This is a genomic window from Actinophytocola sp. (genome assembly GCF_045807065.1).
In the GTDB taxonomy this organism is placed as follows: Bacteria; Actinomycetota; Actinomycetes; order Mycobacteriales; family Pseudonocardiaceae; genus Actinophytocola.
Window position 1 is genome coordinate 1 of the sequence record NZ_JBJMIE010000290.1, and the last position, 11106, is coordinate 11106.

Below are 11106 nucleotides of genomic sequence, written 5' to 3' on the forward strand. Positions count from 1 at the left end.
CGCAGCGGGTTGGCATGGCCACCTCGTGGGCGAGCTCGAGGAGCTCGTCGCGTCGCATCCTTTGCGCGAGCGCCTCGCCGGCCAACTGATGCTCGCGCTGTACCGCGAGGGCCGTGCCGGCGAGGCCCTCGTCGTGTACCGGGAGGTCCGGGACCGGCTGGCGACCCAGCTCGGGCTCGACCCCGGTCCCGGGTTGAAAAGCCTGGAGACGGCGATCCTGCGCGACGATCCCGCGATCGCGGCGCCACCCGAACACGTGCCGGCGGACAGTGTCCCGGGGATCCGCGTGGTGCTGGTCGACGACCACCCCATGTTCCGGCGCGGGATGCGGATCGCGCTGGAGACCGACCCCGACATCACCGTGGTCGCCGAGGCCGGCGACGCGGCAGAGGCGATCCGGGCGACGGCGCGGACCGCGCCCGACGTCGTGGTGATGGACCTGCACCTGCCGGACCTCTCGGGGCTGGACGCCACGCGGCTGCTGCGTGAGGCGCACCCGGCACTGCCCGTGCTGGTCATGACCATGTCGGGCACCGACGACCACATCGTCGACGCGCTGCGTGCCGGCGCGCGCGGCTACATCCTCAAGTCCGCCGGACGGGACGAGGTGCTCGGCGCGATTCGCGGTGTCGTGCAGGGCAGTGCCGTGTTCAGCGCCGACATCGCCACCCGGCTGACCGCGTTGGCCGCCGGCTTTGACGGCGCTGTGAACCGACTTTGATCTCCCTTCCGCACGATCCCCCCTGCCGCCCCACGGGGGTGCGGCAGGAAACCAGAGGGAGACCATGCGGAATCTTCTGTTGCGGGCCGTGCTGACCGTCGCGGCCGTCGCCGGGCTGGTGCTCGGCTCGACAACCGTGGCCGGTGCGGTGCCGGCCGCCACCTGCGCCCAGCTCAGCGCACAGCTGACCAGGCTCTACAACCTGCTCGACCATGTCTCGGACCCGGACGCGCAGTCGGATCTGCTCATCAAGATCGAGGTCCTCGAGGCGCGGATGGAGGCACAGGGCTGCTTCGCCTCCACTGTCCGAACCTTCACCGCGACGGTGTCGGTGTGGACCACCACGAGCCTGGCACCCGGCCCCTACGTGAAGGACATCTCCTTCCAGGTGCGCTTCATCAACACCGGCACCGCCACCTGGACGTTGCCGACGACCGTCTTCCCCGGCGGCGTCACGATCTCCCAGCGGTCAGGGCTGTCCGCCTCCGGCAGCTGGGCCGGCACCGGATACCTCGCGCTGACCGCGCCGATCGACGTCGCCACGTCGCTCGGCTCGGCGACCGGCACGTTGAACATCACGACCGGCTCGACCATCACCATCAACGACGGCACGACGCGGACGGGCTCGCCGATCAGTTCGCCGGGGGACCAGAAAGGCAATGTGACGCTGGTCGGCACCACACCGCTCACCATCGGCGTGGTGCAGCTGAACGCCATGCTCCAGATGACCGGCACACTGAGCTGACTCCGGCACGAGGGGTCCTTCTCGGGTGAGAGGGACCCCTCACCCTGGACAGCCGCGGCGCGGACCGCACGTCCCGCCGCCACCCGCCGAGTCCTGCACCGTAGCGACGACGTCCTGCCCCGGATGACCTCGGCAACGCGGCCGGCGACGACACGCTCGTACTGAGGACCGAGGTTCCCGGCCGTCCGAGCCGGTGTCGTCCCCGCTGGTCCTGGATCGCCGCCTCGACCACCGCGTGAATGATCCTCTCGACCGCTCACCCTCCACGTAGGACCGGTTTCTTCCGGCCCGCATCCTCGCCCCCAGCGCCTGGTTCCCGCCTCGTACGGCGAGCACAGGGCGGGATCCCGCTGCCACGGCCGCCTCCGAAGTGGACGGGGCACGGGTGCGTCGAGCGAACCGCTTGCCTCGGCCAACGATCCATGTCATGCTCCGTATCACGAACAGCTTGTTCGTATAACGAACTCAGCTACAGCGAGCTCAGCTACGTCGAGTCGACGGAGATCGTGATCATGTTCCAGCAGTTGTTGAAGTCGGCCGGCCCACCTGTGGTCGGCACGTTCGTCAAGATCCCTTCGCTGGAAATCGCCGAGATCATCGGGGCGGCGGGGTTCGACTTCGTCGTGATCGACACCGAGCACGCGCTGCTCTCGGTGCGCGACGTGTACTCCCTGGTGGTGGTCTACTCCCGGATGGGTGTCGCGCCGCTGGTGCGGATCACCGACCACGGGTACGGCGACGCCCAGCGCTATCTCGACGCCGGCGCCGCCGGGGTGCTCGTGCCGCACGTCTCCAACGCCGCGCAGGCGGAGGCGGTCATGCGGCAGTTCCTCTTCCCGCCCGCTGGCACGCGTGGCATGGGTTTCGCGGCGCGGGCAGGCCTGTGGGGCGGCCTCGACGGGGGGACGGCCGAGTACGTGCGCGCCGGCCACGAGGACGTCGCACGCATCGCGATGATCGAGGAGCGGGAGGCGGTCGAGGACCTCGACGCGATCCTGGCCGTGTCCGGTGTGGATGCCGTGTTCATCGGACCCGGCGACCTCTCGCTCAGCCTGGGTGCGCCGGGCGGCTCGCCGGTGGTGCACGACGCCGTGACCAGGTCGATCGGGGCCGCGGTCCGCGCCGGTGTCCCGGTCGGCACGGTGGTCCAGGGCGACGACCAACTCCGCCTGCGGACCGAACAGGGCTGCCGGTTCATCCTGGTCGGCAACGACACGGGGATGATCTCCGGCGCGGCCCGGCGGGCAGTCGGCCAGGCGCGCGAGGCGCTCTCGGCGGGCATCCGATGATCGACAAGATCCGGGCGAGCGCGGCGGAGACCGTACAAGGCGTCCACAATGGCGCTTCCGTCGCGATCGGTGGGTTCGGCCAGGTTGGGGTGCCGGTCGACCTGATCGACGCGCTCTGCGAGCGAGACGTGCGCGGCCTGCACGTCATCGCCAACAACGGTGGCCGGGGCCTACCCGGTGAGCATGGGATCGGCAGGCTCCTCACGGAGAACAGGGTCCGCCGGTTCTCGTGCTCCTTCCCCATCAACCCCCACTTCTTCCAGCGGTACTTCGCCGGCGAGGTGGAGATCGAACTGGTGCCGCAGGGCACGCTGGCCGAACGGCTGCGCGCGGGTGGTTCGGGCCTCGGCGGCTTCTACACCCCGACCGCGGCCGGGACGATCCTCGCCGACGGCGGGTTCGTGGTCCGCTACGGCGCGGACGGCACGGTGGAGGAAACCCTGCCGGGCAAGGAGAGGCGGGTGATCGACGGCCGCACCTACGTGTTCGAGTCACCGCTGCGGCCGGATTTCGCCCTGGTGAAGGCGCACCGGGCGGACCGGTACGGCAACCTCCGCTTCCGGCTCGGGGCGCGCAACTTCAACCCGCTGGCCGCGATGGCCGCCCGGACCACCATCGCGCAGGTCGACCACCTCGACCCCACCGGGTGCCTGGACCCCGACGACATCCACCTGCCGGGCCCGTTCGTCGACCACCTCGTGGCCACCGAGCTGGAACCCGCCCGATGACCACGACACACCAGGGGCTGAGCCGGCCGGAACTCGCCCGGCGCGTGGCCGAGGACCTTGAGGACGGCTGGTGCGTCAACGTGGGCATCGGCGCGCCGCTCCTACAGCCGGCACAGGCCACGCCCGGCAAGGAGATCGTCTACCACTGCGAGCACGGCCTGCTCGGCGTCGGCCCGGCCCCGACCGGCGAGCCGGACCCGGACGTCACCGACGCCGGCAAGAACCCCGTCACGCTGCTGGACGGCGCCGCGTCGTTCGACTCGTCGCTGTCCTTCGCCATCGCGAGGGGCGGGCGGCTGGACCTGTGCGTGCTCGGCGCGCTGCAGGTCGGCGAGAACGGCGACCTGGCGAACTGGCTGGTCCCTGGCGGCGACCCCGGAGTGGGCGGCGCGATGGATCTCGTCGTGGGCGCCCGCCGCGTCTGGGTCATGATGACCCACCTCGACAAGCGCGGAAACCCCAAGCTGCGCAAGGAATGCACGTTTCCGCTCACCGGCCCGGGCGTGGTCGACCGCGTCTACACCGACCTGGCGGTGTTCGAGTTCGTCGAACGCGTCCTGACCCTGCGCGAGTGCGCCCCCGGCATCAACCCGGACGACATCGCGGCACTGACCGAGGCAACCTACACCGTCGATCTCCGAGGAGAAGCGGCATGACCAGAGAGGCTTCCGTGCGGATAGCCGGCGCCTACGAACACCCACTCCGCAGGATCACCGACCGGACCGTGCCCCAGGTGATCGCGGAGGTCGCCTACGGGGCGCTCGCCGACGCCGGGCTCGCCCCGGCGGACGTCGACGGCTTCTTCTGCTCCGAGGTCCCCGGCCTCGGCTCGGTCGCGATGGCCGACCACCTGGGACTGTCCGACCTGTCGTACGTGGACGTCACCGAGGGCGGTGGCGCGTCGTACGTCATGCACGTGGGGCACGCCGCGGCCGCGGTGGCAGCGGGCAAGTGCGAGGTGGCGCTGGTCGCGATGGCCGGGCTTCCGCTGGCCGGCGCGGGCACCGCCGGCGGTGCCCGTGGTCCGGAACATCCCTACGAGGCGGGCTACGGGGTCACGGTTCCCGCCGGGTACGCCCTGGCGGCACAGCGGCACATGTACGAGTACGGCACCACCTCCGAACAGCTCGCGGAGATCAAGGTGGCGGCCGCGCACCACGCGCAGTACAACCCGAACGCCAAGCTGCGCGACCCGGTCACGATCGAGGACGTCGTCAACTCGCCGTTGGTCTCGGACCCGCTGCACCGGTTGGACTGCTGCATCACCACCGACGGCGGCGGCGCGCTGGTCATCGTGTCCGAGGAGATCGCCCGCACCCTCCCCCGCCGCACGGTCAAGGTGCTGGGCCACGGGGAGACCATCAAGCACAGCGCGACCGGCCGCGTCGACCTGTCCCACACGGGCGCCGCGGTCTCGGGCCCGCGGGCGTTCGAGGAGGCGCGGCTGACCCCGAAGGACGTCGACTACGTGTCGATCTACGACTCCTTCACCATCACCGTGCTGATGTCCCTGGAGGACCTCGGTTTCTGCGAGAAGGGCAAGGGCGGCGCGTTCGTCACCGGCGACACCCTGAAGGGCCCGGACGGCCTGCTGCCGTTCAACACCGACGGCGGCGGGCTGTGCAACAACCACCCGGACTCGCGCGGCGGCATGGTCCGCACCATCGAGGCCGTCCGCCAACTGCGTGGGGAGGCGGCGCCGGAGGTCCAGGTGCCCGACTGCCGGATCGGGCTGGTGCAGGGTCACGGCGGCAACCTCGGCTTTCGCAGCGCCGCGGCCACCCTGCTGCTCGGGGCGGAGGACGCATGACCCCGCACGACCCGGTGCTCGCGCGCCTCCAGGACGGTCTCGCCGAGCGGAAGCTGGCACTGCCGCGCTGCACGGACTGCGCCACCCTGATCTGGTACCCGCGTGCCCGCTGCCCACACTGCATGTCGGAAAGCCTTGCCTGGGAGGAACTTTCCGGCACCGGCACCGTCTACTCCTACACGGTCAACCGTCGTGGCCAGGGCGAGTACGCCGGGCACGACCCGTTCGTCATCGCCTACGTCGAACTCGCCGAGGGGCCACGCGTGCTGTCCCATGTGGACATCCCCACGCCGACGGCACTGCGGGTCGGCACTCTCGTTCGGCTCAGCCAGGGTCTGAGCGAAGACGGGCACGTACGGCTGACATTCGCTCCGGAGGAGAACTCATGACCTACGCGAAGGACGACCTGCGCTCGGCACTGTCCAGCGGCAACGCCACGCCCAACAGGTCCGACCAGGCGATCGCCGCGCCGGCGTTTCTCGACTTCTCCGTCACCGCGCCGGACGTGGTCACCGAGGCCGGCAGCCGGCAGTGGATCGTCCGGGGCCAGAACTTCGTCCTCATCCACACCGAGCCCGCGCCCGGCGACACGATCTGGTCCGCCGAGCTGTCCTCCGAGCAGGTGGTGCTCCTGATCGACGAGCACAGCGCCATGCGCGGCGCCGGGTCCGGCGAGGAGCACGCCGCCACCGGGCCGGCCCTGGTCGTCATCCCACCCGGCGAGAGCGAGATCGTCAGCACCGGCAGCGGGCCGGTCACGCAACTCATCCAGTCCGACGAGATCGCGTGGGCGAAGCGAGCCGCCAACGCCGACGACTACGCGCGGCCGCACCCGCGGGTCGCACCGCTCGACCCGTGGCCGGAACCGGTCGACGGCTACCGCTGGCGGCACTACCCGATGGCCGACGTGCCGGACCAGCCCAAGCGCTTCGGCCGCATCTTCCGGACTCGCGCCTTCATGGTCAACTTCCTCAAGCCGGGCAAGGGGCCACGCGACCCGCACAAGCTGTCGCCCCACACCCATGACGACTTCGAGCAGTGCAGCCTCGTCGTGGCCGGCACCTACATCCACCACATCCAGACGCCGTGGGGCCCCGACGCCACGGCGTGGCGACCGGAGGACCACGCCCGCGTCGGCAGCCCCTCGGTCGCGATCATCCCGCCGCCCACCGTGCACACCTCCCAGGCCATCGGCTCCGGGGTGAACCACCTGATCGACATCTTCGCCGGTCCGCGCCACGACTTCACCGCCCAGCCCGGTTGGGTGCTCAACGCGGACACCTACCCCGCCCCGCACGACTGACCCCAGCCTTCAGCGCCGAAGGGACGTCCCATGTCCTCCAACACCGAAGAAGTCCACGCCACCACAGAAGTCCCGGCCACCGCCCCCGACGACGACTTACGGACACGCCGGCGACGCGCGGTCTCCAGCGCCTGGGCGGGTTTCGCGATCGACTCCTACTCCATCTACGTGGCGTCGACCTCGCTGCTGCCCGCGATGATCTACTTCCAGTCCAACCTCTCCCCCAGCCAGCTGTCGGTGTTCGTCGGCATGACCTTCGCCGCGACCCTGGTCGGCAGGCCGGTGGGCGCCCTGCTGTTCGGCCACTTCGCCGACCGGATCGGCCGCCGCAAGGTCGGCTCGGTCACCATCTACGGCTTCGGCACGATCTCGCTGCTCATCGGGCTGCGGTTCATCGAGGGCATCTTCCTCGGCGGCGAGTACACCGCCGCCACACCGATGGCGCTGGAGTACGCCCCCAGGGGACGCCGCGGGTTCACCGGCGCGCTCATCCAGTGCTCGGCGAGCGGCGGCCCGTTCGTGGTGGCCGTGCTGACCACACTGGTCCTGCTGTTCGCCCCGAAGGAAGGGCTGCACTCCCCCTACGTCCAGTGGGGCTGGCGGATCCCGTTCATCGTCGGCGCGATCCTGGCCTGGCTGGTCGCCTGGTTCCTGCGGCGACGTGTCGAGGACTCCGACGTCTTCAAGGAGACGCCACGGAGCAGGTCCCCGTTGCGCGACATGCTGCGCGGCGCCTCGGGCCGGGCCTTCCTCCAGTCCTACCTCATCATGACCGGCGTCTTCTTCGCGGTGAACATGCTCGGCAGCGTCATGCCGCAGCTGTTGCTGTCCAACAAGGGCTACACCGCGTCCGACCTCGCGCACACCCAACTCATCAACGCCTGGCCGGGCATGGCCACCTACCTGTTCTACGGCTGGCTCTCCGACCGCATCGGCCGCAAGCCCGCGCTCTACATCGCCGCGTCGACCACCGTCGTGGGGGCGCCGATCACGTTCACCCTGCTCGGCAGCGGAACCGTCCACGGCTGGGTCCAGCTGACCATCCTGGCGTCGCTGTGCAACGTGTTCATCGTCGGCTCGCTGGGTGTGCTGCCGGCCTACATCAACGAGCGCTTCGCCACCGCGGTCCGGTCCTCGGGCTGGGGCGTGGCCTACAGCACCGCCGTGATCATCCCGGCGTTCTTCTCCTACTACCAGCTGTGGTTGGCCCATCTCGTGCCGTTCCACTACACCGCGGGCATCCTGTGCGCCCTGGGCGGCGTGGTCATCCTGCTGGCCGTCCGCTCCGGGCCGGAGACCCGCGGGGTGGACCTGCAGTCGGTGGGCGAGAAGGCCGCGGCATGAGACCCACCACGAAGGCCAGGTATGCACGCCGACCGGAGAGCCGCACCCGTGGCCGTCGCCATCTTCGTCCTGCAGACCGCGGGCAGCGGGGTCGCCGTGTACGGCATCCCGATCTACATCGCGGCGCTCCTGCGGTCGGGCACGATGGGTGCGGCGGAGCTCTCCCTCGCGAGCACCGGGTTCTTCGTGGTGGGTGCGTTGACGGGGCCGGTGTTCGGCCGGTTCGGACAGCGCCGGCCGAACCTGGTGATGCTGTGCGCGGTCCTGGGTGGGACGGCGGCCGTCACGGCGATGGCCGCCCGGCCCAGCGGCGTCGTCGTGGTCGGCGCGTTCGCGGTGCTGGGCGCCATCTTCAACGGCGGGCTCGTCGTGGTCGGGACGACGGTGCTGGTGCGTGTCTTCGAGGGCCGGCCCACGGCCGGGATGGCGCTGGCCACGTCCGGTTCGTCGGCGGGCGGCATCCTGGTGTCGCCGGTGCTGGCGCTGCTGCTGACCACCCAGGCGGTCGTGGCCTCGTCGTTCCTGGTGATCGCGGCGGGTTTCCTGACGATCGGCTGCGGCGCGGTGGCGCTCATCCGGTGGGCTTCCCCGCGTCCGGCGCCGGCGGCGGCCACGACCCCGCCGGCGCCGGTCCGGATGTCCGCGCACTGGCCGCTGATCGTCGCGTTCAGCCTGGTCAGCGCCTCACAGCTGGGCGCGATGTCCTACCTCGTGGCGACCGGGATCGAGCGGGACTTCACCGGCGCGCGCCTGGCGGTCTCGGTCGCGACAGCAGCGGCGGTCGCCGTACGGTGGCTAGGCAGTGCGGGCATCCGGCGGCTGGGCCTGCACGGGTGGACGATGACCAGCTTCTGCGCGCAGGCCGTCGGGGTGGTGCTGGTCGGGACGGCACCGGCCGGGTGGGTGCTGTTCCTCGGCGCCGTCCTGATCGGACAGAGCCTGGGCAACACGATCCTGATCCGCTCGCAGGTCATCGTGGAGTTGTTCGGAATCGACGACTTCGCCAGGAAGTTCGCGCGGTTCCAGACCTGGACGAGCCTGGGCTCCGCGGCCGGACCGCTGGTTCTGGGGCAGGTCTACGCGCTCTCGAACAACTACGTGCCGGCCTACCTGGCGTTGTTCGTGCTCAACACGGTGGCCGTCCCGTTCCTGCGCCCCTGGGCGCGCCGGCCACAGAGCAGGAGGATCGATGAGCTCCAACAGGCCGGCGGTGCCACGGTATGACGAGCTACGGCAGCGCACGGACGCCCCACCGGGGTCGTCCTGGCAGCTGTTCGGGCCGGACGACCAGCTCGGCACGCTGAACTTCCTCACCCCGCGGACCGCGCTCGACGGCACGGCGCTGGTTCGGCGTGGCCGGGTGTTCAACCTGGACTACCCGCTCAACGCGTTTGTGCCCAGCCTGGCCGGCACCCGCCCGCCGACCGAGCACCACATCTTCGCCAACAACCCCAACCACCGCGATGACTGGGTGGACTCGTTCTACCTGCAGTCGACGTCCCAGGTGGACGGTCTGCGGCACATCCGCCACCCCCGGCACGGCTTCTACGGCGGCGTCGCCGACACCGAGATCGACGTCGGCAAGCCGGCGCTGGGGATCCAGCTGCTCGCGGAGAAGGGGATCGTGGGCCGGGGCATCCTGCTCGACGCCGTCCGCTACTTCGACAGCGTCGGGGATCCGCTGGTGCAGGGCCGTCCTCGTGGCATCACGCCGTCCGATCTGGACGACATGGCACGGCACTTCGGTGTCGAGGTCCGTTCGGGGGACATCCTGTTGCTGCACACCGGGTTCGCCGAGTACTGGCGCAACGCCACCCCGGAGCAACGCGCCGCCCACGCCGGCAGCCCGGGCCTGCACCAGTCCGAGGACATGGTCGCCTGGCTGTGGGACCACCAGATCGCCCTCACGGCGGCGGACAACGGCGGCCTGGAGTCGTGGCCGGTCGACCCCGGCTCGGGCTGGGTGGACCCGGACGAACCACCACCGCCGCGCGGGCCCTCCCACAACGGCATGCTGCACCGCCCGCTCATCGCCCTGCTCGGCATGATCATCGGTGAGCTGTGGCAACTCCACGAGCTGGCCGAGGACTGCGCCGCCGACGGCGTCCACGAGTTCCTGCTGACCGCGAAGCCGCTCAACCTGGAGGGAGGGGTCGGCTCGCCACCCAACGCACTCGCCGTCAAGTAGCCCGAACCCGACTGACCAGGAAGAAGCTCTCATGACTCAGACCGTGAGCGAACTGTGGGACCCCGAGCTCGACGCCGACCGTGCGCGTCCTGACCCGGAGGTGGACGCGCTGCTCACCGGCGCCGTCGACCTGCACACCCACCCCGGCCCCAGCCCGTTCCCCCGCCGCATGTCCATCATGGACGCGGCGGCCGACGCCGCGACCGTCGGCTTCCGGGCGCTGGTGGCCAAATCCCACCACCACAGCATGCAGAGCGACATCCTGGCGCTGGAGTCGGCCGGCCTGGCGGAGATCCCGGTCAAGGTCTACGGCGGGGTCGCGCTCAACAACACGGTCGGCGGCCTCAACCCCTACGCCGTCGAACTGGCTCTGCGCATGGGTGGCCGGATCGTCTGGTTCCCGACGATCGCGTCACGGGCGCACATCGACTTCCACGCGCACAACCACACCGGGTTCCCCGTCGCCGGCATCCCGCTGCGCGACGACGAGCCGATCACGGTGCTCGACGAGTCCGGCAGGCTGAACGCGGCCACCCGGGACATCCTCGACGTGATCGCCAGTGAGTCGGCGATCATGAACTGCGGCCACCTGCCCGCGGACGAGATCGACGTACTGATCCCGGGCGCGCTCGAGGCGGGCGTGCGGCGCATCGTGGTCAGCCACCCGGACTTCATCGTCGGCGCCTCGCCCGCGCGCATCGGCGAGTGGTGCCGCAAGGGCGCCCACGTGGAACACTGCCTGGCGATGCTGGTCGGCCGGGAGCCCAAGCCCGAACCGTTCGCCAGGCTCGCCGAGTTCTACCGGGCGGCCGGACCCGGTCAGACGATCTTCTCCTCCGACCTCGGGCAGAAGAACAACCCGCTGCCGGTCACCGCCTACCGCCGGATGGTGCGCGTGCTGCTGGACCAGGCCATCGCCCCGACCGACATCAAGGCGATGACCGGTGGTAACGCCGCCCAACTGCTGTCCACCTGAGC

Annotated in this window: 12 protein-coding genes; all 12 read left to right on the forward strand. The window is 70.6% G+C overall.

Features of this window, described 5'->3' with window-relative positions; genetic code table 11:
- On the forward strand, positions 1–721 hold a 721-nt coding region (locus tag ACJ73U_RS16740; RefSeq protein WP_407778553.1), incomplete at its 5' end, for a response regulator.
- A 64-nt stretch (positions 722–785) separates the two neighbouring features.
- Positions 786–1466, forward strand: coding sequence for a hypothetical protein (locus tag ACJ73U_RS16745; protein WP_407778554.1), 681 nt, complete (start codon positions 786–788; stop codon positions 1464–1466).
- Between the two features lie 512 nt (positions 1467–1978).
- Positions 1979–2755: an HpcH/HpaI aldolase family protein gene (locus ACJ73U_RS16750; protein ID WP_407778555.1), complete on the forward strand. Its 777-nt coding sequence runs from the start codon at positions 1979–1981 to the stop codon at positions 2753–2755.
- Positions 2752–3483: a CoA transferase subunit A gene (locus tag ACJ73U_RS16755; protein WP_407778556.1), complete on the forward strand. Its 732-nt coding sequence runs from the start codon at positions 2752–2754 to the stop codon at positions 3481–3483. The genes ACJ73U_RS16750 and ACJ73U_RS16755 overlap by 4 nt, the downstream gene beginning before the upstream one ends.
- The gene (locus ACJ73U_RS16760; RefSeq protein WP_407778557.1) at positions 3480–4139 is read left to right on the forward strand and encodes a 3-oxoacid CoA-transferase subunit B; all 660 of its coding nucleotides are present in this window, start codon (positions 3480–3482) and stop codon (positions 4137–4139) included. The genes ACJ73U_RS16755 and ACJ73U_RS16760 overlap by 4 nt, the downstream gene beginning before the upstream one ends.
- Positions 4136–5293, forward strand: a complete 1158-nt coding sequence (locus tag ACJ73U_RS16765; RefSeq protein WP_407778558.1) for a thiolase domain-containing protein — start codon at positions 4136–4138, stop codon at positions 5291–5293. Before ACJ73U_RS16760 ends, ACJ73U_RS16765 begins: the two co-directional genes overlap by 4 nt.
- The gene (locus tag ACJ73U_RS16770) at positions 5290–5682 is read left to right on the forward strand and encodes a Zn-ribbon domain-containing OB-fold protein (RefSeq protein ID WP_407778559.1); all 393 of its coding nucleotides are present in this window, start codon (positions 5290–5292) and stop codon (positions 5680–5682) included. The genes ACJ73U_RS16765 and ACJ73U_RS16770 overlap by 4 nt, the downstream gene beginning before the upstream one ends.
- Positions 5679–6596, forward strand: coding sequence for a hypothetical protein (locus ACJ73U_RS16775; RefSeq protein WP_407778560.1), 918 nt, complete (start codon positions 5679–5681; stop codon positions 6594–6596). The genes ACJ73U_RS16770 and ACJ73U_RS16775 overlap by 4 nt, the downstream gene beginning before the upstream one ends.
- A gap of 30 nt (positions 6597–6626) precedes the next feature.
- Positions 6627–7940, forward strand: a complete 1314-nt coding sequence (locus tag ACJ73U_RS16780) for an MFS transporter (RefSeq protein ID WP_407778561.1) — start codon at positions 6627–6629, stop codon at positions 7938–7940.
- Positions 7941–7988: 48 nt separating this feature from the next.
- The gene (locus tag ACJ73U_RS16785) at positions 7989–9164 is read left to right on the forward strand and encodes an MFS transporter (protein WP_407778562.1); all 1176 of its coding nucleotides are present in this window, start codon (positions 7989–7991) and stop codon (positions 9162–9164) included.
- Positions 9130–10128 carry a cyclase family protein gene (locus tag ACJ73U_RS16790; protein ID WP_407778563.1) on the forward strand — a complete coding sequence of 333 codons (999 nt, stop codon included), beginning with the start codon at positions 9130–9132 and terminating at the stop codon, positions 10126–10128. The genes ACJ73U_RS16785 and ACJ73U_RS16790 overlap by 35 nt, the downstream gene beginning before the upstream one ends.
- Positions 10129–10159: 31 nt before the next feature.
- Positions 10160–11104, forward strand: a complete 945-nt coding sequence (locus tag ACJ73U_RS16795) for a DUF6282 family protein (RefSeq protein ID WP_407778564.1) — start codon at positions 10160–10162, stop codon at positions 11102–11104.
- Positions 11105–11106: the final 2 nt, after the last annotated feature.

Coding starts and splice junctions, on each gene's coding strand:
- ACJ73U_RS16745 (WP_407778554.1), top strand. CDS start 786: ATGCGGAATCTTCTGTTGCGGGCCGTGCTGACCGTCGCGGCCGTCGCC.
- ACJ73U_RS16750 (WP_407778555.1), top strand. CDS start 1,979: ATGTTCCAGCAGTTGTTGAAGTCGGCCGGCCCACCTGTGGTCGGCACG.
- ACJ73U_RS16755 (WP_407778556.1), top strand. CDS start 2,752: ATGATCGACAAGATCCGGGCGAGCGCGGCGGAGACCGTACAAGGCGTC.
- ACJ73U_RS16760 (WP_407778557.1), top strand. CDS start 3,480: ATGACCACGACACACCAGGGGCTGAGCCGGCCGGAACTCGCCCGGCGC.
- ACJ73U_RS16765 (WP_407778558.1), top strand. CDS start 4,136: ATGACCAGAGAGGCTTCCGTGCGGATAGCCGGCGCCTACGAACACCCA.
- ACJ73U_RS16770 (WP_407778559.1), top strand. CDS start 5,290: ATGACCCCGCACGACCCGGTGCTCGCGCGCCTCCAGGACGGTCTCGCC.
- ACJ73U_RS16775 (WP_407778560.1), top strand. CDS start 5,679: ATGACCTACGCGAAGGACGACCTGCGCTCGGCACTGTCCAGCGGCAAC.
- ACJ73U_RS16780 (WP_407778561.1), top strand. CDS start 6,627: ATGTCCTCCAACACCGAAGAAGTCCACGCCACCACAGAAGTCCCGGCC.
- ACJ73U_RS16790 (WP_407778563.1), top strand. CDS start 9,130: ATGAGCTCCAACAGGCCGGCGGTGCCACGGTATGACGAGCTACGGCAG.
- ACJ73U_RS16795 (WP_407778564.1), top strand. CDS start 10,160: ATGACTCAGACCGTGAGCGAACTGTGGGACCCCGAGCTCGACGCCGAC.